Source organism: Pseudomonas trutticola BRTCR10 (assembly GCF_056155105.1).
On record NZ_CM149552.1, the window covers coordinates 5,396,644 to 5,420,670 of the forward strand.

The 24,027-nt window shown below is 60.0% G+C and carries 20 protein-coding genes and 2 pseudogenes; 13 read left to right on the plus strand and 9 right to left on the minus strand.

From position 1 onward, the window contains the following. The first annotated feature begins 152 nt into the window (after positions 1-152). From norR to ACVVH8_RS24435, 5 genes are all read left to right on the plus strand, one after another. Entirely contained in the window at positions 153-1,709 is a 1,557-nt protein-coding gene (gene norR, locus ACVVH8_RS24415) for a nitric oxide reductase transcriptional regulator NorR (protein ID WP_475226791.1), read from the plus strand. A gap of 254 nt (positions 1,710-1,963) precedes the next feature. Continuing rightward, a complete protein-coding gene (locus ACVVH8_RS24420) occupies positions 1,964-2,866 on the plus strand; it encodes a chemotaxis protein CheV (RefSeq protein ID WP_103304507.1) in 903 nt (300 codons plus the stop codon). Positions 2,867-2,893: 27 nt separating this feature from the next. Beyond that, positions 2,894-3,352 carry a GNAT family N-acetyltransferase gene (locus tag ACVVH8_RS24425; RefSeq protein ID WP_103304506.1) on the plus strand — a complete coding sequence of 153 codons (459 nt, stop codon included), beginning with the start codon at positions 2,894-2,896 and terminating at the stop codon, positions 3,350-3,352. Between the two features lie 151 nt (positions 3,353-3,503). Next, positions 3,504-3,839 carry a hypothetical protein gene (locus ACVVH8_RS24430; protein WP_475226793.1) on the plus strand — a complete coding sequence of 112 codons (336 nt, stop codon included), beginning with the start codon at positions 3,504-3,506 and terminating at the stop codon, positions 3,837-3,839. A gap of 83 nt (positions 3,840-3,922) precedes the next feature. Beyond that, positions 3,923-4,672, plus strand: coding sequence for a YkgJ family cysteine cluster protein (locus ACVVH8_RS24435; RefSeq protein ID WP_475226796.1), 750 nt, complete (start codon positions 3,923-3,925; stop codon positions 4,670-4,672). A gap of 140 nt (positions 4,673-4,812) precedes the next feature. Here ACVVH8_RS24435 and ACVVH8_RS24440 read toward each other — a convergent pair. The 5 genes and pseudogenes from ACVVH8_RS24440 to ACVVH8_RS24460 form a co-directional block, all read right to left on the minus strand. Then, positions 4,813-5,817 (minus strand): annotated as a pseudogene (locus ACVVH8_RS24440) (methyl-accepting chemotaxis protein); the annotation flags it as partial. Between the two features lie 303 nt (positions 5,818-6,120). Further along, positions 6,121-6,462 (minus strand): annotated as a pseudogene (locus tag ACVVH8_RS24445) (PAS domain-containing protein); the annotation flags it as partial. Positions 6,463-6,551: 89 nt separating this feature from the next. After that, positions 6,552-6,800, minus strand: a complete 249-nt coding sequence (locus tag ACVVH8_RS24450; RefSeq protein WP_475226799.1) for a hypothetical protein — start codon at positions 6,798-6,800, stop codon at positions 6,552-6,554. Between the two features lie 111 nt (positions 6,801-6,911). After that, positions 6,912-7,217: a type 1 fimbrial protein gene (locus tag ACVVH8_RS24455; RefSeq protein WP_213026535.1), complete on the minus strand. Its 306-nt coding sequence runs from the start codon at positions 7,215-7,217 to the stop codon at positions 6,912-6,914. Between the two features lie 240 nt (positions 7,218-7,457). Then, the gene (locus ACVVH8_RS24460) at positions 7,458-7,820 is read right to left on the minus strand and encodes a DUF6124 family protein (protein ID WP_475226802.1); all 363 of its coding nucleotides are present in this window, start codon (positions 7,818-7,820) and stop codon (positions 7,458-7,460) included. Between the two features lie 408 nt (positions 7,821-8,228). On the opposite strand from ACVVH8_RS24460, the gene ACVVH8_RS24465 reads away from it, so the two are divergent. The 8 genes from ACVVH8_RS24465 (at position 8,229) to ACVVH8_RS24500 (ending at position 19,392) form a co-directional block, all read left to right on the plus strand. After that, positions 8,229-8,924: a hypothetical protein gene (locus ACVVH8_RS24465; protein ID WP_475226805.1), complete on the plus strand. Its 696-nt coding sequence runs from the start codon at positions 8,229-8,231 to the stop codon at positions 8,922-8,924. 357 nt (positions 8,925-9,281) lie between these two features. Beyond that, positions 9,282-10,439 (plus strand): efflux RND transporter periplasmic adaptor subunit, encoded by a 1,158-nt coding sequence (locus tag ACVVH8_RS24470; protein ID WP_475226808.1) that lies wholly within the window; start codon positions 9,282-9,284, stop codon positions 10,437-10,439. Next, on the plus strand, positions 10,436-13,537 hold the full coding sequence (locus ACVVH8_RS24475) for a multidrug efflux RND transporter permease subunit (protein ID WP_475226811.1): 3,102 nt from the start codon (positions 10,436-10,438) through the stop codon (positions 13,535-13,537). The genes ACVVH8_RS24470 and ACVVH8_RS24475 overlap by 4 nt, the downstream gene beginning before the upstream one ends. A gap of 8 nt (positions 13,538-13,545) precedes the next feature. After that, on the plus strand, positions 13,546-14,223 hold the full coding sequence (locus ACVVH8_RS24480; protein WP_007916978.1) for a heavy metal response regulator transcription factor: 678 nt from the start codon (positions 13,546-13,548) through the stop codon (positions 14,221-14,223). Beyond that, positions 14,213-15,577: a heavy metal sensor histidine kinase gene (locus ACVVH8_RS24485; protein ID WP_475226814.1), complete on the plus strand. Its 1,365-nt coding sequence runs from the start codon at positions 14,213-14,215 to the stop codon at positions 15,575-15,577. Before ACVVH8_RS24480 ends, ACVVH8_RS24485 begins: the two co-directional genes overlap by 11 nt. Before the next feature lie 441 nt (positions 15,578-16,018). Further along, on the plus strand, positions 16,019-16,240 hold the full coding sequence (locus ACVVH8_RS24490) for a hypothetical protein (protein ID WP_123535685.1): 222 nt from the start codon (positions 16,019-16,021) through the stop codon (positions 16,238-16,240). A 193-nt stretch (positions 16,241-16,433) separates the two neighbouring features. Further along, complete coding sequence (locus tag ACVVH8_RS24495; RefSeq protein ID WP_475226817.1) at positions 16,434-17,750, plus strand: OprD family porin; 1,317 nt, start codon at positions 16,434-16,436, stop codon at positions 17,748-17,750. Positions 17,751-17,883: 133 nt separating this feature from the next. Beyond that, the gene (locus ACVVH8_RS24500) at positions 17,884-19,392 is read left to right on the plus strand and encodes a sensor domain-containing diguanylate cyclase (RefSeq protein WP_475226820.1); all 1,509 of its coding nucleotides are present in this window, start codon (positions 17,884-17,886) and stop codon (positions 19,390-19,392) included. 202 nt (positions 19,393-19,594) lie between these two features. On the opposite strand, the gene lpxC is transcribed toward ACVVH8_RS24500, so the two are convergent. From lpxC to ACVVH8_RS24520, 4 genes are all read right to left on the minus strand, one after another. Then, entirely contained in the window at positions 19,595-20,506 is a 912-nt protein-coding gene (lpxC, locus tag ACVVH8_RS24505) for a UDP-3-O-acyl-N-acetylglucosamine deacetylase (RefSeq protein ID WP_103306209.1), read from the minus strand. A 112-nt stretch (positions 20,507-20,618) separates the two neighbouring features. Beyond that, positions 20,619-21,815 (minus strand): cell division protein FtsZ, encoded by a 1,197-nt coding sequence (gene ftsZ, locus ACVVH8_RS24510; protein ID WP_016986475.1) that lies wholly within the window; start codon positions 21,813-21,815, stop codon positions 20,619-20,621. A gap of 67 nt (positions 21,816-21,882) precedes the next feature. Continuing rightward, positions 21,883-23,142, minus strand: a complete 1,260-nt coding sequence (ftsA, locus tag ACVVH8_RS24515; protein ID WP_103306210.1) for a cell division protein FtsA — start codon at positions 23,140-23,142, stop codon at positions 21,883-21,885. 15 nt (positions 23,143-23,157) lie between these two features. Next, entirely contained in the window at positions 23,158-24,024 is an 867-nt protein-coding gene (locus tag ACVVH8_RS24520) for a cell division protein FtsQ/DivIB (protein ID WP_103306211.1), read from the minus strand. Positions 24,025-24,027 lie beyond the last annotated feature (3 nt).

The window sequence follows — 24,027 nt, forward strand, 5'->3', positions numbered from 1 at the left end:
TGAGCTTCGATGAAAAGTTACCTTGGGTTTATCAGTTTCCGTGCCAACTTATTTATCGTTGAAAATCAATAGCTTAAAAACAACGTAGTCAAATCGACTCAAAGCACCTTATAGTCATCGCGACTACATCTTGTCTCTTTGACTACAACACCATGACTGCCAAATCCTTGCTCACTGCTCTGCTGCCTCTGGTTTCCGACCTGTCCCGCGAATTGCCTGAGGGCGAACGTTACCGACGCTTGCTCGAAGCCATGCGCGCCCTGCTGCCGTGCGATGCCGCCGCACTGCTGCGCCTGGACGGCGAATCGCTGGTGCCGCTGGCGGTCGATGGTTTGAGTGCAGACACCCTCGGTCGGCGCTTCAAGGTCAGCGAGCATCCGCGTTTCGAGATTTTGCTGGCCGGGAATGGGCCAACCCGTTTCGCCGCCGACAGCGACTTGCCCGATCCTTACGACGGCCTGGTTGATGGCCTCGACGATCACCTTGAAGTCCACGACTGCCTCGGCTGCCCGTTGTTCGTCGATGAAAAACTCTGGGGCCTGATCACCCTCGACGCCCTTGATCCCGAGCGTTTCGAACCCATCGAACTGGATGCCCTGCAAGCCTTCGCCAGCCTCGCCTCGGCCACGGTCAACGCTGCCGAACGCATCGAGCGGCTGGCAATCCGTGCCGAAGACGAACACCAGCGCGCCGAGGTCTACCGTCAGGCCAGCGGTCAGCAGAACCGCGAAATGATCGGCCAGAGCAAAGCGCTGAAACGTTTGGTGGAGGAAATCAATCTGGTCGGCGGCAGTGACCTGACCGTGTTGATCACCGGCGAAACCGGGGTCGGCAAGGAACTGGTGGCTCAGGCCATTCACGCCGCCTCACCGCGCGCCGACAAGCCGATCATCAGCCTCAATTGCGCCGCGCTGCCGGACACGCTGGTGGAAAGCGAACTGTTCGGCCACGTGCGCGGCGCGTTCACCGGCGCCACCAGCGACCGTCGCGGCAAATTCGAACTGGCCAATGGCGGCACGCTGTTTCTCGACGAAGTCGGCGAGTTGTCGCTGACCGTGCAGGCCAAATTGCTGCGCGTGTTGCAGAGCGGCCAGTTGCAGCGCCTGGGCTCGGACAAGGAACATCAGGTCGATGTACGCCTGATCGCCGCAACCAATCGCGACTTGGCCGAAGAAGTGCGCAGCGGTCGCTATCGTGCCGACTTCTATCATCGCCTGAGCGTGTACCCGCTGCGGGTGCCGGCCCTGCGTGATCGCGGGCGTGATGTGTTGCTGCTCAGCGGCTTCTTCCTCGAACAGAACCGCTCACGCATGGGCCTCAACAGTCTGCGCCTCAACAGCGACGCCCAGGAAGCGCTGCTCGCCTACACTTGGCCGGGCAACGTGCGTGAACTGGAGCACTTGATCGGGCGCAGTGCGTTGAAGGCGCTGGGCAACTGCAAGGTAAGGCCGAAGATTCTCAGTTTAAGTGCCGCCGATCTCGATTTGCCGCGGGAGGTTGTGGATAACCCGGTGGAGCCGGTTACCGGGGTGGTGGCTTCGTTACCGCTGATCAGCGGGGATCTGCGCGCCGCTACCGAGGAATATCAGCGGCGACTAATTGCTGCGGCGCTGGAGCGCAATCAGGATAACTGGGCGAGTGCGGCGCGGGAGTTGGGGCTGGATAGAGCCAACCTCGGCAGAATGGCCAAACGCCTGGGCATGAAATAGTCACTTCCTGTTGCTCGAATGAGTCCCTGTGGTGAGGGGATTTATCCCCGATAGACTGCGAAGCAGTCCCTTCTTTTGAAATAAGGAGCAGGGCCGCTGCGCGCCCCATCGGGGATAAATCCCCTCACCACAGATACATCCCTGCCCACCCGACAACCAACCTAAAGCCCAACCTTTTGACGCCGATAACCCGGCATCAATAGTTTCTGGCGATTTGCACCCTCGCCCATCACCTTTTTCCACAGAAGGTTTATATGTCTTCCACCAAAGCCCGCGCAGATTCACTTTCGCTTCTGCTGTTCACTTTGCGCAGCGGCAAGCTGATGGCGATCAACCTGCTGAAAGTCAGTGAAATCATCCCTTGCCCGCCGCTGACCAAGCTGCCGGAGTCGCACCCGCACGTCAAAGGCATCGCCACGTTGCGTGGTGCTTCACTGTCGGTGATCGACCTCAGCCGCGCCATCGGCGAGCGTCCACTGGAAGACCCGAACGGCGGTTGCCTGATCGTCACCGACGTCAGCCGTTCTAAACAGGGTCTGCACGTTCAGGCAGTGAGCAAAATCGTCCACTGTCTGACCACTGACATCAAACCGCCGCCGTTCGGCTCCGGTGGTTCGCGCGCCTATATCACCGGCGTGACCTCGGTGGACGGTACGCTGGTGCAAGTGCTGGACATCGAAAAAGTCATCCACAGCATCGCCCCGGCACAGATCGAAATGGCCCCGACCGACCTCTCCATGGAAGACGCCGACGTCCTTGGCAACGCACGCATTCTGGTGGTCGACGACAGCCAGGTGGCGTTGCAGCAATCGGTGCACACCCTGCGCAACCTCGGCCTGCAATGCCACACCGCACGCAGTGCCAAGGAAGCCATCGACTGCCTGCTCGACCTGCAAGGCACAGCGCAGCAGATCAACCTGATCGTCTCCGACATCGAAATGTCCGAGATGGACGGTTACGCCTTCACCCGCACCTTGCGCGAGACTCCGGATTTCTCCCACCTTTACGTGCTGCTGCACACCTCGCTCGACAGCGCGATGAACAGCGAAAAAGCGCGACTGGCCGGGGCCAATGCCGTGTTGACCAAGTTCTCGTCGCCGGAACTGACCCAGCGCTTGATCGAAGCGGCCAAACACGTCGCCGCCAACGGTCACTGAGCCTTGGGCGAGACGTATTGCTTGTTGATGCGGCGGGATCTGGGCACCGCCGTGCCGGATATCGTCTGGCCGAAAGGTATCGAGATCAGCACTTACCAACCGCAACTGGCGCCCGCCGTGCATGACCTGATGCAACTCGGCTACCTACAAGGAGGCGGTCGGGTCCCAGCGCTCGAGGTCTGGCAGCAGCGCTTTGAACGCGATCCGGAATACGATCCGCAACTGTGCTTCATCGCCATGGATGCCGAGGGTGTCGTCGGTGTGGCGCAGTGCTGGACCAGTGCCTATATCAAGAATCTGGTAGTGCATCCGCGCGCTCAGGGTCGAGGTTTGGGCCGGGCGTTGCTGTTGAATGCATTCATAGCGTTTCAACAGCGGCGTGAAGGATTTGTCGATTTAAAGGTGCTGGAAGATAACGTTCGGGCGCAGCGGTTGTATGAAAGTGCCGGAATGTATGTGGTCCGCCGGGAGATTGTGCCGGACTGATCGTCCGTCATCGCTGGCAAGCCAGCTCCCACAGAGATCGGCGCCGCTCACAACTCTTGTGAGAGCTGGCTTGCCAGCGATGGCGACCTCAAAGACAACTTTTCACCCTGAGGCATACTCCAACCTTGGCCACTACCCAAGGACGCCCACCATGAAAACCGTGACCCTCAGTTTGCTTAGCCTGCTCTGCCTCACCGCCCTCGCCTCCCAGGCCCACGCCTCCAGCCCCGACGCCTGGGCGGCCTACGACAAGACAGTCCTGGCCAGTTGCACCAAGGCCAGCGGTTTGAAAAACGCCAAACCCATCGGCACTCCCGCGCAATTCGATGACCGCGTCGGTTACACCGCCGTGTTGCTGCAAGGTCAATACCCGCAAAAACACATGAAAGGCCAGCAAGGCACCGAACTGTGCCTGTTCAACAAACAGTCGAAAACCGCGTTTGTCACCGAGTGGGACTCAATCCGCCCGACCGCCAAGACCCGGTAAATGGCGCATAATTTGCTTCGATCCCGGTCTGCATGGCGGCTTTACGTCGCTGCTTAACACCTTGATTGAAGATTGATCGTCCCATGAATACGACGTTTTCCTGCGTCGGTTGCGGCAAGTGCTGCACCGACCACCATGTGCCCCTGACCCTCGCCGAAGCCCGCATGTGGGCGGCGGATGGTGGTCAGGTGATCGTGCTGGTGGAGGCCTTTCTCGGCAATGGCCTGGGCTTGCCGGCGCAGCAGCGTGAACACGCCGAACGGCGATCGGTGGTGGTGCGCAGCGGCGCAACCGATGCGCACGTGGCAATCACCTTTGCCGCGTACAACGTCGGGCCGTGTCGAAATCTTGACGAAGACAAGCTGTGTCGCATCTACGAGCGACGGCCATTGGTGTGTCGCATTTATCCGGCCGAAATCAATCCGCACATCCCGCTCAACCCGGCTGCCAAGGAATGCCCGCCGGAGTCTTGGGAACAGGGGCCGGCGTTGATTGTTGGCGGCGAGTTGGTTGATCAGGAACTGGTCGAACTGATCCAGCGCTCGCGGCAGGCGGATCGCGATGACATTCGGCTCAAGGATGCAATTTGTGCGGCGCTGGGGATTCGTACCACGGCGCTCAAGGGCGACGGGTTTACCGCATATCTGCCGAACATGGACGCTTTTGCGGCGGTGGTTGATCAGGTGAGTGCGCAACCGTTGAGCGACGTAGCCAGTGAATGGCTGTTTCATTTGTCCGGGGATGATGTTGCCGGGCAAGTGCTGGCAGCAGGGGCGCAGGTGGTGAGCGAGCCGGCGCAGACGTATGCGTTTATTCCGTTGCGGGTGGCTTGATCAGCGTTTTGTAGAGACTGGACCGGCCCCATCGCTGGCAAGCCAGCTCCCACAAGGTTTTGCCTCGTGCGCCAATCAGATGAACACCGGCAAAACCTGTGGGAGCTGGCTTGCCAGCGATGGCGCCAGTTCAGGCAACTTCAATCCCGAACCCGCCGCCGCCCCCAGAATTCCCGCGCCAGCAAGCGCAAGTCCCCCGCCAGCCCCGCCACATCCTCGGAATTGCGCTGACTCTCGCGCCCCTCATCCACCGTCACCTCGCACGCCGTGCGGATGCTGACGATGTTGCGATTGATGTCCTCGCTCACCGCACTCTGCTGCTCCACCGCCGCCGCAATCTGCAGACTCATCTCGGTAATCTGTTCGACCCGCTCGCTGATCCCGTCCAGCGCCCGCGCCGCGCGCTGCGCTTGTTCGACGCTGTTTTCCACATGCTCGCTGCTCTGCTGCATCACCAGCACCGCGTCGCGCGCGCCGGTTTGCAGGGTGCTGATCATGCGCTGAATTTCGTTGGTCGATTGCTGCGTGCGTTGCGCCAGCCCGCGCACCTCATCGGCCACCACTGCAAACCCGCGCCCGGCATCCCCCGCCCGGGCCGCTTCGATCGCCGCGTTGAGCGCCAGCAAATTGGTCTGTTCGGCGATGCTGCGGATCACCTCCAGCACCCCGGAGATCTCACTGCTGTGGCCTTCGAGTTGATGAATGACCTCGGTCGCCCGGCCAAGCTCTTGCGCCAGGCGCAGGACAGCGCTGCGACTTTCACCTACAAGCAAATGCCCTTCGCGGGTTTCCGTCCCGGCCAGGTCCGCCGCCACCGAAGCCTGCTGCGCATGGCTGGCAACCTGCGCGACGCTGGCGGCCATCTGATGAATCGCCGCCGCGACCTGATCGGTTTCCGCCTGCTGCGCCAGTGAACTGCTATGGCTGCTTTGCAGATGATCGACCAGTTGCGCCGCATGCCCGGCCAACTGCTGCGACGCGTCGCCAATACGCCCCACCACTGCGCCAACCTGTGCTTCGAGCATCTGCAAGGCAAACTCGATCTGCCCAAACTCATCGCGCCGACCGGTATAAATGCCTTGGCTCAGCGGATTGTCCGCCACCTTGCGCGCACGCTCGGTCAAGCGCTCCAGCGGCCGCAGGATCCAGCGCACGCCCAGCGCACAACTGCCGCTGCCGATGACAAACGCCGCAGCATTAATCTCCATCAATTCCGGTCGCAGCCAAGACTCAAGCGTCAACAGCCCACCGAGCAACACACTGGCCAGCGCCGTAATCCGCGCTCGCACACCGATATTCGGCAATCGCCAACGCGCCACCTCCTCGCCGCGCAACTGTGCATACGCCCGCTCCGCTGCCGCGACTTGCCGCGCATCCGGCCGGGTGCGCACCGACTGATACTCAACGGCGGCGCCGTTCTGCGTCACCGGTGTGACATAGGCACTGACCCAATAGTGATCACCGTTCTTGCAACGATTTTTCACCATGCCCATCCAGGATCGCCCGCCCTTGAGCGTCTGCCACATATGCGCAAACGCCTGCGCCGGCATGTCCGGATGGCGCAGCAGGTTATGCGGCGTACCGAGCAATTCGTCGCGGCTGTAACCGCTGATATTGATGAAGTCGTCGTTCGCGTAGGTGATCGCGCTGGTCAGATCAGTAGTCGAAAGAATATTCGCATCCAGCGCAACATCGACGTTGCGGCCGGTCACCGGGAGATTGATCTTCATGGATAGCGCGCTCGTATTATTGGAGGAGTCGGCAGGGCTGCTGACTCTAAGCGCACTCATTGGTTAAATATTGATCTGGCTCAGGGGATGAGCACTTAGCCATCACTGCGACGGAAAATCGCAGTAGATGGCTGAAGGCGGGATGAAACTCAGCGCTTGCCCATCGAGCGACGGGTACCCGGCGGCGCCATGCCCGGGGTCTTGGTGTGGCCGTTCTTGGCGCCGTTCTTGTACCACGGCTGATTCGAGCCTTTGGCAGCGGCCAGTTCACCCGGTTTGAACGGGAACTTGAACGCCGGGATCTCGGCTTTGGTTTCGTTGGCGTCAGCCATTTCAGCCATTTCAGCCGCGACATCGCTCACGGCGTCGTCAACCGGCGGTTGGGTCGGGGAAGTCATAAAAGCTCCGGAAAGCATAAAGTCGGGCCCGAACAGTGAGCCGCGAAGGCGCGCAGTATACCTGTGCGCCGCAACTCGGCAGCTGAAGATTTAAGCCACAAGCCGAACGGTTTACAGGTACGTGATGGTGACGATGCCTTTGTCGGTCGAAGTCTTCAGTGGCTCAAAGGTCATGGTCATTGGCAGCGTTTCATGGCTGCACACATTGCGATAGGCATCGATGTCGAGCTTCAGGCCGGGCTTGAGTTCGACCTGGCGTGATTCGCTGGAACTCAATGCACCGACTCGACCGACTTCACAGCCGGAATCGACGATCTGCCCGGTAAACCGGATCTCGCCGGATTGATTGCCAGGCGCGGCAAAGGATGTCAGTGGAAGCAAGAGAAGCACGTACGGCAGAGCGGTTTTCAGCTTCATTTCAAGACACTCCGGTGTGAGCGGCCCAGAGAAAACCCGGGCTACACAATTTTTATCCGCGAGCAGGGACGGATCTTGAGAAGCGTAGTTGGCAAATGGGTCCCGAATTGGGACTGATCGGTCCCTTTTGGGGACCGTTATACCGCCATCGCGAGCAGGCTCACTCCTACAGGGGGAATGCATTTCAAATGTAGGAGCGAGCCTGCTCGCGAAGAACGATGACGCGGTGTTCTTGCGTGATCAGGTTTGCGGATCAACCCGATCCAGCGCCCTGTTTACCGCCAGCTCGGCGAGTATGACGATCTGCTGGATCGCCAGCGCTGTACTGCGCTGCGGGCGACTGAGCTGGTCGGCCAGGTCACCGGCCATGACATTGGCAGAAGCCAGAGATTCGCAAGCGTGGGCGAGCAGACTTTCGGTGTCGATGTTCGGCTGGATAAGGAACATCGTACTGGGCTGACGCGGTTTGACCGGTTCGGGGCAGAGGTAGAAGTCGAGGGCGCGTTTTATGGCTTCGCGGGTTTTGATCTGATCTTCGGCGCGGATGGCGTCTTCGAGTGGGGTTGGGGTTTCGAGGGGTGGATCGGGTACGGGCTTAGTCATGAAATCGGTTCTCACTGATCGGAGCCAACCAATTGCCGTTTCTCACGCGACGAATTGGGTGGCAGCTATGTGCAGGGTGAGAAACCGGGCAAGAACCACCACCTCCGGCCGGACCGAAGTCCGCCCGCACACAGCCGCCATAGAAATGCAGGCAGCGATGAACTGGCGGCAATTATGACGATACTGCAGGTGGAATAATACTTAGCCCGGGTTCTCACACCCGATCGCCGAGTTTTCGGCGACAACCCAAGACTAGAGAGCCCACGTCCGACGGACAACCTGAAAACCTTGTGGGAAGGTTCTGGTTATTTGACTCATATTTAAACAGCCCAAAGTAATCGGCTGACTGGACAGACCTCTTCGCGAGCAGGCTCGCTCCCACACTGAACCGAGTACACCTGCCAGAGATTGGTCGGCTATCAGGTCGCCATCGCTGGCAAGCCAGCTCCCACAAGGGTTGAGTACACCTGCCAGAGATTGGTCGGCTATCAGGTCGCCATCGCTGGCAAGCCAGCTCCCACAGGGGTTGCGTTCATCTGGCAGAGATTGGTCGGCTATCAGGCCGCCATCGCTGGCAAGCCAGCTCCCACAGGGGTTGCGTTCATCTGGCAGAGACTGGTCGGCTATCAGGTCGCCATCGCTGGCAAGCCAGCTCCCACAGGGGTTGCGTTCATCTGGCAGAGACTGGTCGGCTATCAGGCCGCCATCGCTGGCAAGCCAGCTCCCACAGGAGTTGAGTTCATCTGGCAGAGACTGGTCGGCTATCAGGCCGCCATCGCTGGCAAGCCAGCTCCCACAGGGGTTGAGTTCATCTGGCAGAGACTGGTCGGCTATCAGGCCGCCATCGCTGGCAAGCCAGCTCCCACAGGGGTTGAGTTCATCTGGCAGAGACTGGTCGGCTATCAGGCCGCCATCGCTGGCAAGCCAGCTCCCACAAAAGAGCAAAATAAAAATCAAAATCAAAATCAAAAGATCGCAGCCTGCGGCAGCTCCAGGGAAGATAAGTACAACCCGCACGCGGCGCATGCCGCCCCACTCAACACAATGAGCGTTAGCTCGAGTACCGCTCTTGATCTTGATCCACGGGCGACGTCGGAAGGCTGAGCGGAGGGATTGATTCGGGCGTGGGAGCGCAGCGACCGTTTGGCGAAGCCAAACACAGCGAGAGGAGGTGCAGCGAAGCAAACCGTAGGCGCTGCGCCCGGATCGATCCCGGAGCGAAGGAACCCCGAGCCCCAGCGAGCGGGCCGCACGTAGGAGCAAGCGTTTTTGGTTACTTTTTAGGCGTTTGTAAAAAGTGACCCGCCGTAAGGGCGGAACCGTAATCAGCCACACCCGCAAAAACGGATATACACACAGAGAAAACTGACAGCGCTGACAGCCAGCCGTCACCCTCCTGACCCCCTAACAAGTTTATAAAGACCCTAACCCTACCCAAATTCCGTCCGGCGCCGACTTCGCATGCGAATCCAAAAGAACAAAGCCCTGCTAGCCCTAGTGATCGTCCTGGCCGCCGCCGGCACATGGTGGGCAATGAAACCCGCCCCAACCAAACTCGCCACCCCCACCGCCATCCCCGTGCGAGTCATAGCGGTCAGCGAAAAAGACGTCCCCCGCTACACCAGCGGCATAGGCTCCGTACTCTCCCTGCACAGCGTCGTAGTGCGCCCACAAATCGACGGCATCCTCACCAAAATCCTCGTCAAAGAAGGCCAGCTCGTCAAAGCAGGCGACCTGCTGGCCACCATCGACGACCGCTCCATCCGCGCCAGCCTCGACCAGACCCGCGCGCAACTGGGCGAAAGCCAGGCACAACTGCAAGTCGCCCTGGTCAACCTCAAACGCTACAAACTGCTCAGCGTCGACGACGGCGTATCCAAACAGACCTACGACCAGCAACAAGCCCTGGTCAACCAACTCAAAGCCACCGCCCAAGGCAACCAAGCCTCGATCGACGCCGCACAGGTACAACTTTCCTACACGCAGATCCGCTCCCCAGTCACCGGCCGCGTCGGCATTCGCACAGTCGACGAAGGCAACTTCCTGCGCATGACCGACACCGCCGGCCTGTTCACCGTCACCCAGATCGACCCGATCGCCGTGGAATTCTCCCTGCCGCAACAAATGCTCCCGACCCTGCAGGGCCTGATCAACGACCCACAGCGCGCACAGGTCAAAGCCTACATCGGTGCCGACACCGACGGCGAAACCGGCAACCTGCTCGGCGAAGGCCACCTCACCCTGATCGACAACCAGATCAACGCCAACACCGGCACCATCCGCGCCAAAGCCGAATTCGACAATGCCAGCCAAAAGCTCTGGCCCGGCCTGCTGGTCACGGTAAAAATTCAGACAGCCCTCGACAAAGATGCGCTGGTCGTACCGCCCACTGTCGTACAACGTGGCCTCGACCAGCACTTCGTTTACCGGGTCAACGGCGACAAGGTCGAAGCCGTGCAAGTGCAGATGGTTTACCAAGGCAGTGGCCAGGACATCATCAAAGGCGTGAAGGCCGGTGATGTGCTGGTCACTGACGGCCAGTCGCGGCTCAAACCCGGTTCCACCGTGCAGGTCATGAGCGAGCCGCCGCAAGTGGTGCAGTCGGAGCCGAAACCATGAAGGCGCACAAAGGCGTCTCCACCTGGTGCATCAATCACCCGGTCGCGACGATTCTGCTGACGATTGCGTTGGTGCTGGTCGGCGCAATTGCCTTCCCGCGCTTGCCGATTGCCCCACTGCCGGAAGCGGAATTTCCTACGATTCAGGTCTCTGCGCAGTTACCCGGCGCCAGCCCCGACACCATGGCCTCGTCCGTGGCCACGCCGCTGGAGGTGCAATTCAGCGCCATCCCCGGCATGACCCAGATGACCTCCAGCAGCGCCTTGGGCTCAACCCTGCTAACCCTGCAATTCACCCTCGACAAGAGCATCGACACCGCCGCCCAGGAAGTGCAAGCGGCGATCAACACCGCCGCCGGCAAACTGCCCAAAGACATGCCGACGCTGCCGACCTGGAAGAAGGTCAACCCGGCCGACAGCCCGGTGCTGATCCTCAGTGTCAGCTCGACGCAGATGCCCGGCACCGAACTCAGCGACTTGGTGGAAACCCTGCTGTCACGTCAGATCAGTCAGATCGACGGCGTAGGCCAAATCAACATCACCGGTCAGCAACGTCCGGCGATTCGTGTGCAGGCTTCAGCGGACAAACTGGCCGCCATCGGCCTGACCCTCGCCGACATTCGTCTGGCGATCCAGCAGACCAGCCTCAACCTGGCCAAAGGTGCGCTGTACGGCGAATCGAGTATCTCGACACTGTCGACCAACGACCAATTGTTCCACCCCGAGGACTACAGCCAACTCATCGTTTCCTACAAGGACGGTGCCCCGGTTCACTTGCGTGATGTCGCCAAAGTCGTCAACGGTTCAGAAGACGCCTACGTGCAAGCCTGGGCCGGTGATCGCCCCGGAGTAAACCTGGTGATCTCGCGCCAGCCCGGCGCCAACATCGTCGAGACCGTAGACCGCATTCAAGCCGCCCTGCCCGGCCTCGAAGCCATGCTGCCAGCGTCGGTGGAGGTGAAAACACTGATCGACCGCACCCAGACCATCCGCGCCTCGCTGCACGAGGTGGAGATCACCCTGTTGATCGCGATCCTGTTGGTGGTGGCAGTGATGGCGCTGTTCCTGCGTCAGTTGTCGGCGACCCTGATTGTCTCGGCAGTGCTCGGCGTATCGCTGGTCGCCAGTTTCGCCCTGATGTATATCCTCGGCTTCAGCCTCAACAATCTGACGCTGGTAGCCATCGTGGTGGCCGTGGGGTTTGTGGTCGACGATGCGATTGTGGTGGTGGAGAACATCCACCGGCATCTGGAGGCTGGCGACGACATGCGCGAGGCCGCGATCAAGGGTGCAGGCGAAATCGGCTTCACCGTGGTCTCGATCAGTTTCTCGCTGGTGGCAGCGTTTATTCCGCTGCTGTTCATGGGCGGCGTGGTCGGACGGTTGTTCAAGGAATTCGCCCTGACCGCGACCTCGACCATCATGATTTCCGTGGTGGTTTCGCTGACGTTGGCGCCAACGCTGGCGGCGTTGTTCATGCGCAAACCGGTGCATCACGCCAGCGATAAACCGGGCTTCAGCGAACGCTTGCTCGGCTGGTACGAAAAAGGCCTGCGCCGCGCCCTCGCCCATCAGAAACTGATGATCGGCGTGTTCGGTTTGTCGCTGGCGTTGACCATCACCGGTTACATCTTTATCCCGAAAGGGTTCTTCCCGGTGCAGGACACCGGTTTCGTCCTCGGCACCACCGAAGCCGCTGCGGACATTTCCTACGGCGACATGGTGAAAAAACACTTGGCGATGGCCGAAATCGTCGCCGCCGACCCGGCCGTGCAGGCGTTTTCCCATTCGGTGGGTGTGTCGGGCAGTAACCAGACCATCGCCAATGGCCGTTTCTGGATCGCTCTGAAAAAGCGCGGCGACCGCGACGTCAGCGCCAGTCAGTTCATTGACCGGATTCGTCCGCAGCTGATGAAAGTCCCCGGCATCGTGCTTTATCTGCGCGCCGGTCAGGACATCAACTTAAGCTCCGGCCCGAGCCGTGCGCAGTACCAATACGTACTCAAGAGCAACGACGGCGCGACCCTCGCCACCTGGACGCAACGCCTGACCGAAAAACTGCGCAGCAACCCGGCGTTCCGCGACATTTCCAACGATCTGCAACTGGGCGGCAGCATCACTCACATCAGCATCGACCGCAGCGCCGCCGCGCGTTTCGGCCTCACGGCAAGCGATGTCGATGAAGCGTTGTACGACGCCTTCGGCCAGCGGCAAATCAACGAGTTCCAGACTCAGGTCAACCAGTACAACGTGATTCTGGAACTGGACACCAAACAGCGCGGCAAGGCCGAAAGCCTCAACTACTTCTACCTGCGTTCGCCGCTGAGTGGCGAGATGGTGCCGCTGTCGGCGCTGGCCAAATTCGATGCGCCGACCATTGGCCCATTGTCCATCGCCCACGACGGCATGTTCCCGGCCGCCAACCTGTCGTTCAACCTCGCCCCCGGCGTGGCGCTGGGCGATGCGGTGATTCTGCTCAATCAGGCCAAGGCCGAAATCGGCATGCCGACCGCGATCAGCGGCAATTTCCAGGGTGCGGCGCAGGCATTTCAAAGTTCGCTGGCCAGTCAGCCGTGGCTGATTCTGGCGGCGCTGGTGGCGGTGTACATCATTCTCGGCGTGCTTTACGAGAGCTTCGTGCATCCGCTGACGATCATTTCGACGCTGCCGGCGGCGGGTCTCGGTGCGGTGATCATGCTGTGGATCTGCGGTCAGGACTTTTCGATCATGGCGTTGATCGGGCTGGTGTTGCTGATCGGTATCGTCAAGAAGAACGGCATTCTGATGATCGACTTTGCCCTGGAAGCTCAGCGCAATCGCGGGTTGGCGCCACAGGATGCAATCTTCGAAGCGTGCCTGACGCGGTTCCGGCCGATCATCATGACCACTCTCGCCGCGTTGCTCGGTGCGCTGCCGCTGATGCTCGGCTATGGCACCGGCGCCGAACTGCGCCAGCCGCTGGGGATCGCGGTGGTCGGCGGTTTGCTGGTCAGCCAGATGCTGACGCTGTTTACCACTCCGGTCATATACTTGTGGCTCGAGCGGCTGTTCCATCGGCCTAAGCCTGCGTCTGTAGCGACGCTGGCCACCACAGACTGAGGCGGGTCATGCGCGTTCTGATTATCGAAGACGAGGAAAAAACCGCGGACTATCTGCACCGTGGTCTGACGGAACAGGGTTACACCGTGGATCTGGCCCGCGACGGTGTCGAAGGCCTGCATCTGGCGCTGGAAAGCGACTACGCGGTGATCGTCCTCGACGTCATGCTGCCGGGCCTTGATGGCTTCGGCGTGTTGCGCGCGTTGCGGGCGCGCAAGCAAACCCCGGTGATCATGCTCACCGCCCGCGAACGGGTCGAAGACCGGATCAAGGGCCTGCGTGATGGCGCCGACGATTACCTCGGCAAACCGTTTTCCTTCCTTGAACTGGTCGCACGCCTGCAAGCGCTGACCCGGCGCAGCGGCGGCCATGAGCCGGTGCAAGTGAGCATTGCCGACCTGTGGATAGATTTGATCAGTCGTAAAGCTACCCGCGCCGGCACGCGGCTGGATCTGACCGCGAAAGAGTTTTCCCTGCTCAGTGTATTGGCGCGGCGTCAGGGTGAAATCCTCTCGAAAACCGCCATCGCCGAGATGGTCTGGGACATCAATTTCGACAGCGACGCCAACGTAGTCGAAGTCGCGATCAAGCGCCTGCGCGCCAAGCTCGACGGGCCGTTCGACGAAAAACTGCTGCATACCATTCGCGGCATGGGTTATGTGCTGGAGAGCCGTGGTGTCCAGTAATTCGATTGCGCTGCGTCTCAGCGGGATGTTTACGCTGGTGGCGTTGCTGGTGTTTCTGTTGATCGGCGGCGCGCTGTATCAGCAGGTAGACAAAGGCTTGGGATTGTTGCCGGAAGCCGAACTTGATGCGCGCTACAGCGTGCTTGAGTCAGCACTCAATCGCTTCGGCACACCCGAGCATTGGGTGAAGATCAACGCCAAGTTGAAGCTGCTCGGCGAAGAGGACAAACGCATTCGTTTCTGGGTGGTGAGTGGTGATCCGGGTTACGAATATGGTCAGCCGGACGCCGCGATCCGTGCCTTCGCCAAAGGCCCGCTGGGCATGCATGACCTGCAGTTGGCCGACCATCCTTATCCGCTGAAAGTGTTGTTGACCGAGTTGCCGGCCAAGGATCAGCGCCCACCGCTGCGTTTCATGATCGGCATCGACACCGAGACCTTCCACGAGACTCAACACAATCTGCTGATCGCGCTGATCGGCCTGGCGATTGCCGGTGTGCTGATGGCTTCGGCGCTGGGCTATTGGGTCGCGCGGATTGGCTTGAAACCGTTGATCAAACTGTCCCACGAAGCGCAACGCCTGGCGCCGCCGCTGCGGGCCGGGCGCTTGCGTTTGTCGCCGCTGCCGCCGGAGCTGGAGCAGTTCGTCGACTCGTTCAACTCGACGCTGGAGCGGGTCGAACAAGCCTATTCGCGGCTGGAATCGTTCAACGCCGATGTGGCCCATGAACTGCGTTCGCCGTTGACCAATCTGATCGGCCAGACCCAGGTGGCGCTGACGCGCGGGCGTTCCGCCGAACACTACTTCGAAGTGCTGCAATCCAATCTCGAAGAGCTGGAACGGCTGCGTTCGATCATCAACGACATGCTGTTTTTGGCCAGTGCCGATCAGGGCAACAAGGCCACCAAACTGACCTCGACGTCGCTGGCTGATGAGGTGGCAACCACGCTGGAATACCTGGATTTCATTCTCGAAGACGCGCAGGTTCAGGTGCAGGTCAGCGGCGATGCGCAGGTGCAGATCGAGGTTGCGCATTTGCGCCGGGCGTTAATCAATTTGTTGAGTAACGCTGTGCAGCACACGGCACCGGGCCAGGTCATCGAAGTGCGGATCGAGGTGGCAGAGCATCAGGTCAGCATTGGCGTGGCCAACCCAGGATCGCCGATTGCCAGCGAGCATTTGCCGCGGCTGTTCGAACGGTTTTATCGGGTGGATGCGTCGCGCAGTAACAGTGGCAATAACCATGGGTTGGGGCTGGCGATCGTCAAGGCGATTGCGCTGATGCACGGTGGGGATGTGTTTGTGAAGAGTGATCGGGGGATGAATACGTTCGGCATCCACCTTCCCGTCTAACTCTCCCGCACCGCTCGTTCCCTCGCTCCGCGTGGGAATGCAGCCGGGGACGCTCTGCGTCCTTCCAAAGCCGAACGCGGAGCGTCCGATGAGACATTCCCACGCAGAGCGTGGGAACGATCAAAAACCCCATGTGGCAGGGAGCTTTTGTGGTGAGGGGATTTATCCCCGATGGGCTGCGAAGCGGCCCCAAAACCAGCGATCGCGATCTTTCTGACACAACATGCACACAGAATTCAGGACTGCTTCGCAGTCCATCGGGGATAAATCCCCTCGCCACAGATAAATCCCCTCGCCAAAAGTGTCTCTGCACCTGCGGGAATGTGTGATCTTTGCTTCTGCTGTAACAGTCATTTATGAAAATCACGCTGTTTCCCAACGCCCGGCAACCTTATCTTTGCCCGCACCAAACAGCACTCGCCAAGCGAGAAGGTTTTCAGAATGTCCAACAGTATGGGTATTGCCAGCGCTTTCGTTTTGTCCTCATTGTTCCTGTCGCCGATGGCGATGGCTGAAGAGTCCCACGCCTTCGTTGCGCAAAACAGCGCACGGGCGCAGGCGTACGATCAGCATCAGGCTGAAATGATGGCCAAGGCCAAAGACGCGACGCAGGCACCTCAAGCTGCCGCCACCCAGGCTCAAGCGTCCGAGAAAGACAGCTGAGTCACGCCCCGCACCGTTTCCCTCGACGCGGTTGTTTGGCTCTTCCCGTTCAACCGTCGTCATTCCAGGCCGCTGATTTTCAGCGGCCTTTTTTCGTTGTGGTCTGAAAGCTGTTTGGTGCGTCTTTTACAACAAGAAACATCTCGTGCCTCAAGCCAATGAGGCGCCGCTGACCCAAGGAGCTTTACAGCACGTGCGTTACCCAGTCCGATTCACTCCGCTGTTCATTGCAATTGCCGCAACGATTGCCCCTTCCGTTCACGCCGACGAACCGGCGCAAGAAGGTTTCGTCGCAGGCTCTAGCCTCAACCTTAACGCTCGCAACTACTACATGAATCGCAACCGCTTGCAGAAAGCGGACGACAACATCGAGTGGGGCCAGGGTTTTCTCGGGATCTTCCAGTCGGGTTACACCGAAGGCACGGTCGGTTTCGGCATTGATGCCCATGCGATGCTCGGGCTGAAACTCGATGGTGGTGGCGGCACGGACGGCTCCAGCATCCTGCCGATCAGCGATGGCAACGGTAAAGCGCCGGGGTCGTTCTCGACAGCAGGCGGTACGCTGAAAATGCGTGCGTTCGACACCGAGCTGAAGGCCGGTGACCTGTTCCTGACCAATCCGGTGATCGCCGGCGGTGACAGCCGCATGCTGCCGCAGACCTTTCGCGGTGTCAGTCTGACCAACCACAGCTTCGACGGCTGGTTGATCGAAGGCGGCCAGGCCAGTTTCACCAAGCCGTACAACCAGAGCGGTCACACGCGCATCGGCACCTCGTACGGGACGTTGGCCGATGGCGACGAGAGCCAGCACCTGAACTGGGCCGGCGTGGCCTGGAGCGGTGTCGAAGGTCTGACCAGCAGCCTCTACGCCTCCGAGCTCAAGGACATCTGGAACCAGTACTACTACGACCTCGACTACACTTGGCAGTTGAACGACCTGATCAGCCTCAACCCGGGCCTGCACTTCTATCACACCCAGGACACCGGCGATGCGCTGCTGGGCAATATCGACAACAACACCTACAGCCTGCATTTCACCGTCGGCATCGGCAGCCACAGCGTGACCGCCGCGTACCAGCGGATCAACGGCAACACACCGTTCGACTACATCAGTCAGGGCGACAGCGTTTACCTCGACAACTCGCAGCAATACTCGGACTTCAACGGTCCGAACGAGCGTTCGTGGAAACTCAAGTACGCCTATGACTTTGCCGGTCTAGGTGTACCGGGGCTGACCTCGGCGGTGTCCTACTCGCGCGGCACGGTTGACCTGACCAAGGTCGACCCGGACAGCAAGGGCTACGCCAACTGGTACAGTGCCGATGGACGCAACGCCAAGCACTGGGAACGCGACCTCGACTTGAAGTACGTGGTGCAGAGCGGTCAGGCCAAAGATCTGGCCGTGCGCCTGCAATGGGCCACCAACCGCGGCGGTAACGGTTATGGTGTGATCGATTCAGACACCGACGAATACCGCGTGATCATCGACTACCCGATCAACGTCTTCTAAGCTGTGGCGAGGGGATTTATCCCCGATGGGGCGCGCAGCGCCCCCCTGTCTTCACTGAAAAATCAGGGCCGCTGCCCAGCCCATCGGGGATAAATCCCCTCACCACACAAATCCCCCAACCGATAACTCCATCATGATCGCGAGCCGTACCCCACCTGTTGCGGGCAAGACCGGACGCCCCGAGCTGCTGCTGATCTCCGGCAGCCTGCTGAGCGTGATCGCGATCGTGTGCATCGTCACTTTCCTGTTGATTCGTGAGCACGCCAGCGCTCAGGAGTCGGCCACCCGCAGCGCCACCACCATTGCGCAATTAATCGACGCCGACGTGTTGCGCACCGTCGAGCTGTACGACCTGACACTGCAAGGCCTGATTGCTGCCTCGCAGCGCGATGACTTGCGCGACGTTACCCCACAGATCCGCCATCTGGCGCTGTTCGACCGCTCGACCACCGCCCGCTTCAAGGGCGACATCCTGTTGCTCGACAAGCACGGCGATGTGGTCGCTGACTCCTCGCGGATCGAGCCAAAACCCGGTAATTTCGCCGACCGCGACTACTTTCTCGCGCACGCCTTCAATCGTGACGTCGGCATGTTCATCAGCCGCCCGTTCAAGACCCGCTGCGACTGCGATGAAGCCAACCAGTGGCGCATCAGCTTCAGCCGGCGCATATCCACGGAAACCGGGGAGTTCGCCGGCGTCGCTGTTGCGTCGCTGAAGCTCGACTACTTCGACCAATTGTTCAACAGCCTCGATATCGGCAACGACAGTACCCTGAACATCATCGACAACGACGGCATCCTGCTCGCGCAGAAGCCGTATCTGCAAAGCGACTCCATTGGCAAAAGCTTCGGTAACCGGCCCAACGTGGTGCGAATTCTGCGCGACAGTGATGGCAATGGCAGCTTCAACAGCGTTTCCAGCATTGATCATCAGCAACGGCTCTACACCTATTCGAGGGTGGGCAACTTACCGCTGACGGTGATCGTCGCGTTGTCCAGCGACGAGGTGTTCGGCACCTGGCGGCGCACGGCATTGTTGATCAGTGGTGCGACCGGCGTGCTGTGCCTCGGCCTGCTCTGGCTCACATGGCTGCTCGCCCGGGAACTGCGCTTGCGCCAGCGCGCCGAGCACGAACTGGCGCAACTGGCGGCAACCGATGCGCTGACCGGCGTGGCCAATCGGCGGATGCTCGATCAATCACTGCGCCACGAATGGTTCCGCGCCCAGCGCTCGGGTAAGCCGCTGTCGGTGATGATGATCGACGCCGACCACTTCAAGGCCTTCAACGACCAGCACGGGCATCAGGCCGGCGATCAAGCATTGAAGCGGCTGGCCCAGGTCATTACCGAGAATGTGCGGCGACCAGCGGATCTGGTCGCACGTTATGGTGGTGAGGAGTTTTCGGTGATTCTGGCGGAGACCGACAGCCACGGTGCGCAGCAGATTGCCGAGCATATTCGCCAGGCGGTGGAGCAACTGCCATTGGTTGACGGGGCTGAGCTGCCGATGACCGTGAGTATTGGCATCGCTACGTGGACAGCGACGAGTGAGATGAAGCTGGAGCAGTTGTTGTTTGCGGCGGACAAGGCGTTGTATCAGGCCAAGGAAGGTGGGCGTAATCGGGTGGTGGTGGCTGCCTGATTGATGTAGTGGCTTCAACGGCCCCATCGCTGGCAAGCCAGCTCCCACAGGTTTGCGCGTTATTCACAGATCTTCAATACACTCAAAATCCCTGTGGGAGCTGGCTTGCCAGCGATGGGGCCAGTAGAGGCAATACAAAAACCGCAGGCATAAAAAAAGGCCATCCGAGGATGGCCTTCAAAAAACTAGAGAGGTTTTTTACTTACACGGCCGCAACAGGGCGCATGTAAGAGATCGGTGCAGTGCTGGCGTCTTCGAACGTCACGACTTCCCACGCATCTGTCTGCTCAATCAACTTGCGCAGCAGCTGGTTGTTCAGTGCATGACCGGACTTGAAGCCTTTGAACTCACCAATCAGGCTGTTACCCAGCAGGTACAGGTCACCAATGGCATCGAGGATCTTGTGCTTCACGAATTCGTCTTCGTAGCGAAGACCGTCTTCGTTCAGTACACCATCGGCATCGACCACGATTGCGTTTTCAACGCTGCCGCCGAGTGCGAGGTTGTGCTTGCGCAGGTACTCGATATCACTCATGAAGCCGAAAGTACGCGCGCGGCTGACTTCTTTTACGAACGAAGTGCTGGAAAAATCCACGCTTGCACTTTGGGTGCGGTCCCGGAATACCGGGTGATCGAAATCGATCTCGAAGCTCACCTTGAATCCTTCGAAAGGGACGAAAGTGGCGCGCTTGTCGCCGTCTTCCACTGTCACTTCACGCAGGATGCGGATGAATTTCTTGGGGGCGTCCTGTTCTTCCAGGCCAGCCGATTGAATCAGGAATACGAAGGGTCCAGCGCTGCCATCCATGATCGGGACTTCGGACGCGGAGAGCTCGACGTAGGCGTTATCGATGCCCAGGCCAGCCATGGCCGAGAGCAAGTGCTCTACCGTGTCCACTTTGACGTCGCCATTGATCAGCGTCGTCGACATAGTGGTTTCACCAACGTTTTCCGCGCGGGCAGGAATCTGCACCACAGGGTCGAGGTCAGCGCGACAAAACACAATGCCAGTGTCGACAGGCGCAGGCTTGAGAGTCAGATAGACCTTCTCACCGGAGTGCAGGCCTACACCTGTGGCACGGATAATATTTTTCAGTGTGCGTTGTTTAATCATGGCTTGGGCCGCTTCAGCGCAAATTGCGAACTGGTATCAACAAAGGCTGGCGATGATAGCAGACCATGCCTTTGCTGAACACCAATCACCTTCATAGCCCTGATACATTCCATCAATCGGCCTGACGACGCAGGAATGCCGGGATGTCCAGGTAGTCCAGGTCATCTTGCGGATTCATCTTCGCGGCAGCCGCAGCACCGGCCTGAGCCTGGTTGCGCATGACGGTCGGACGGTCCAGATCACGGTAGTTCACCGCTGGCGCTTCCTGACGGGCCGGAGCCGGTTGCTGCACCTGAGCCGAAGCCATGGAGGTGTGAACGGTGTTGTCGATGACCTTTACAGGCTTCTCGATTTTCGCGCCCAGACCAGTGGCAACCACGGTCACGTGCAGCTCGTCGCGCATGTCCGGATCGATAACGGTACCGACCTTGACCATCGCGTGTTCGGAAGCGAAGGCTTCGATGATGCTACCCACGTCGGAGTACTCACCCAGGGACAGGTCAGGACCGGCAGTGATGTTCACCAGGATGCCGCGTGCACCTTGCAGGTTCACGTCTTCCAGGAGCGGGTTGCGAATTGCAGCTTCAGTGGCTTCACGTGCACGGTTCGGACCGCTGGCGCAGCCAGTGCCCATCATCGCCATGCCCATTTCGCTCATCACGGTACGGACGTCGGCGAAGTCGACGTTGATCATGCCCGGACGCTTGATGATGTCGGAGATACCGCGAACGGCACCGGCCAGTACATCGTCTGCCTTGGCGAAAGCCGACAGCAGGCTTGCGTCTTTACCGAGGATGGTCAGCAGCTTCTCGTTGGGAATGGTGATCAACGAGTCGACGCTTTCGGAGAGCATGCGGATGCCTTCGTCGGCGATCTGCATACGCTTGCGGCCTTCGAACGGGAACGGACGGGTCACGACCGCAACGGTCAGGATGCCCATTTCCTTGGCCACTTCGGCGATGATCGGCGCAGCACCGGTACCGGTACCGCCGCCCATGCCGGTGGTGATGAACACCATGTTGGTGCCCTGCAGGACTTCGGCAATGCGCTCACGGTCTTCGAGAGCGGCCTGACGACCTACTTCAGGGTTTGCGCCAGCGCCCAGACCTTTGGTCACGCCGGTGCCCAGTTGCAGGATGGTCCGCGCGCCGATGTTTTTCAGCGCTTGAGCATCAGTGTTGGCGCAGATGAACTCAACGCCTTCGATGTTGCTCTTGACCATGTGATTGACAGCGTTGCCGCCGCCTCCGCCAACACCGATAACTTTGATTACCGGGCTTGCGGGGATGTTGTCTACGAGTTCGAACATTTTCCCTCTCCTTACATTCTCTAGTTTTTTCGCCTACTGCTTTTTGTTGCGGTGCTGCGGTAAATCTTTAGAAATTGCCTTGGACCCACTTTTTCAGTCGGTCGAGCAGCGGCGCCTGTGGCTCTTCGCTGCTATAGCTGTCGCGGCTGCCGATGCCGGAGAACGAAACCCCGTCGGACTGCTTTTGCAGGCCGTACATCAACAAGCCAACGCCAGTGGAATAAATCGGGTTGCGTACCACGTCATCCAGACCTTTCACGCCATGCGGGACGCCAAGGCGTACCGGCATGTGGAAGATCTCTTCGGCCAGCTCGGTGGCACCTTCCATCTTCGAAGTGCCGCCGGTCAGGACGATGCCGGCCGGGATCAGGTCTTCGTAGCCGCTGCGACGCAGTTCAGCCTGAATCAGGGTGAACAGTTCGTCATAACGCGGCTCGACCACTTCGGCCAAAGCCTGACGCGACAGTTCGCGCGGTGGACGGTCGCCAACGCTCGGCACCTTGATGGTTTCGCCGGCACCCGCCAGTTTGGCCAGTGCGCAGGCGTAGCGAATTTTGATCTCTTCGGCGTACTGGGTCGGGGTGCGCAACGCCATGGCGATGTCGTTGGTCACTTGATCACCGGCAATCGGGATCACCGCGGTGTGTCGGATCGCGCCTTCGGTGAAGATCGCGATGTCGGTGGTGCCGCCACCGATATCGACCAGGCACACGCCCAGTTCTTTCTCGTCGTCGGTCAGCACCGAGTAGGCCGAGGCCAGTTGCTCGAGAATGATGTCGTCGATTTCCAGACCGCAGCGACGCACGCATTTTTCAATGTTCTGCGCGGCGTTGACGGCGCAAGTCACTACGTGAACCTTGGCTTCAAGGCGCACGCCGGACATGCCCAGTGGCTCGCGAACGCCTTCCTGGTTATCGATCACGTAATCCTGCGGCAGGGTGTGCAGCACGCGCTGGTCAGCCGGGATCGCCACGGCCTGGGCGGCGTCGAGAACACGCTCAAGGTCAGCCGAGCTGACTTCGCGATCACGGATCGCGACGATGCCGTGGGAGTTCAGGCTGCGGATGTGATTACCCGCCACGCCGACGAACGCCGAGTGAATGCGGCAGCCCGCCATCAGTTGGGCTTCTTCGATCGCGCGCTGGATCGATTGCACGGTGGACTCGATGTTGACCACCACGCCCTTCTTCAGGCCACGGGACGGATGGGTACCGATCCCGACGATTTCCAGCGAGCCGTCGTCGGAAACCTCGCCGACCAGCGCCACCACCTTGGAGGTGCCGATATCGAGACCGACGATCATTTTGCCGCTTTGCACGTTTGCCATGGGTCCTGCCTCTTCTTAATTCTTTGCGACAGCGGGTTGGGCTGTCGTCGGCGCTACTGGTTCCCGCCAGCCAACAGCGAGGCCGTTGGCGTAGCGCAGATCGATGCGCGCAATGTTCGTAATCTGTTCTTTGAGCGTCTTGTCATAGATGGCGATGAAGCGGCGCATCTTTTCCACCAGGTTGCCGCGTCCCAGCAGCAACTCGATGCCGGGGCCGGAGCTGCCGGCACCGGTGGTCAGGAACCAGCTTCCGCGTTCACGCAATTCCAGGCGTGCGATCGAGAAGCCCAACGGCCGCAGCATCTGGCTCAAGACCTGATACTGCTGCATCACTTGCTGCTGAGCCCGTTGAGGGCCGAACAGCTGAGGCAGATGTTCGTAGTTCGCCAGCTCCTTGGGCGTAAACGCCTGGCCCTGGTTGTTCAGCAACGACTCGTCGCCCCAGCGGGCCACCGGCAGTTGCTCTTCGAGGCGGATCACCACTTGATCCGGCCACACCCGGCGCACTTCGGCGTGGGCGATCCAGGGCATTTGCTCAAGCTCGGTGCGCATGCCCGCCAGGTCAATGGTGAAGAAGCTAGACGCCACGTACGGGGCGATTCGCTGTTGCACCGCTTGCTGGCTGATGTAGCTCAGGTCGCCCTGCACGGCGATCTTGGTGATCGGCCGGTCGGCGTACGGCAGCAAACGCTGTGCGCCTTCGTAAGTACCGAACCCGAGCGCCACCAGCAGCACTGGCCAGAACAGGCTTTTGAGAAAACCGAAGTTGGCTTTCGGCAGGCGCGCGGACATCGGCTCTTTGGCCACCATTCGGCTGGCACCACGCGGCACCGGCTTGCGGCCGGGTGCGGGTGGCTGATGTCTGAGCTGAGCGCCTTGCATCGT

Coding starts and splice junctions, on each gene's coding strand:
- ACVVH8_RS24460 (WP_475226802.1), bottom strand. CDS start 7,820: ATGACTAAGCCCGTACCCGATCCACCCCTCGAAACCCCAACCCCACTC.
- norR (WP_475226791.1), top strand. CDS start 153: ATGACTGCCAAATCCTTGCTCACTGCTCTGCTGCCTCTGGTTTCCGAC.
- ACVVH8_RS24455 (WP_213026535.1), bottom strand. CDS start 7,217: ATGAAGCTGAAAACCGCTCTGCCGTACGTGCTTCTCTTGCTTCCACTG.
- ftsA (WP_103306210.1), bottom strand. CDS start 23,142: ATGGCAAACGTGCAAAGCGGCAAAATGATCGTCGGTCTCGATATCGGC.
- ACVVH8_RS24475 (WP_475226811.1), top strand. CDS start 10,436: ATGAAGGCGCACAAAGGCGTCTCCACCTGGTGCATCAATCACCCGGTC.
- ACVVH8_RS24520 (WP_103306211.1), bottom strand. CDS start 24,024: ATGCAAGGCGCTCAGCTCAGACATCAGCCACCCGCACCCGGCCGCAAG.
- ACVVH8_RS24480 (WP_007916978.1), top strand. CDS start 13,546: ATGCGCGTTCTGATTATCGAAGACGAGGAAAAAACCGCGGACTATCTG.
- ACVVH8_RS24430 (WP_475226793.1), top strand. CDS start 3,504: ATGAAAACCGTGACCCTCAGTTTGCTTAGCCTGCTCTGCCTCACCGCC.
- lpxC (WP_103306209.1), bottom strand. CDS start 20,506: ATGATTAAACAACGCACACTGAAAAATATTATCCGTGCCACAGGTGTA.
- ACVVH8_RS24500 (WP_475226820.1), top strand. CDS start 17,884: ATGATCGCGAGCCGTACCCCACCTGTTGCGGGCAAGACCGGACGCCCC.
- ACVVH8_RS24435 (WP_475226796.1), top strand. CDS start 3,923: ATGAATACGACGTTTTCCTGCGTCGGTTGCGGCAAGTGCTGCACCGAC.
- ACVVH8_RS24470 (WP_475226808.1), top strand. CDS start 9,282: ATGCGAATCCAAAAGAACAAAGCCCTGCTAGCCCTAGTGATCGTCCTG.
- ftsZ (WP_016986475.1), bottom strand. CDS start 21,815: ATGTTCGAACTCGTAGACAACATCCCCGCAAGCCCGGTAATCAAAGTT.
- ACVVH8_RS24490 (WP_123535685.1), top strand. CDS start 16,019: ATGTCCAACAGTATGGGTATTGCCAGCGCTTTCGTTTTGTCCTCATTG.
- ACVVH8_RS24425 (WP_103304506.1), top strand. CDS start 2,894: ATGCGGCGGGATCTGGGCACCGCCGTGCCGGATATCGTCTGGCCGAAA.
- ACVVH8_RS24420 (WP_103304507.1), top strand. CDS start 1,964: ATGTCTTCCACCAAAGCCCGCGCAGATTCACTTTCGCTTCTGCTGTTC.
- ACVVH8_RS24450 (WP_475226799.1), bottom strand. CDS start 6,800: ATGACTTCCCCGACCCAACCGCCGGTTGACGACGCCGTGAGCGATGTC.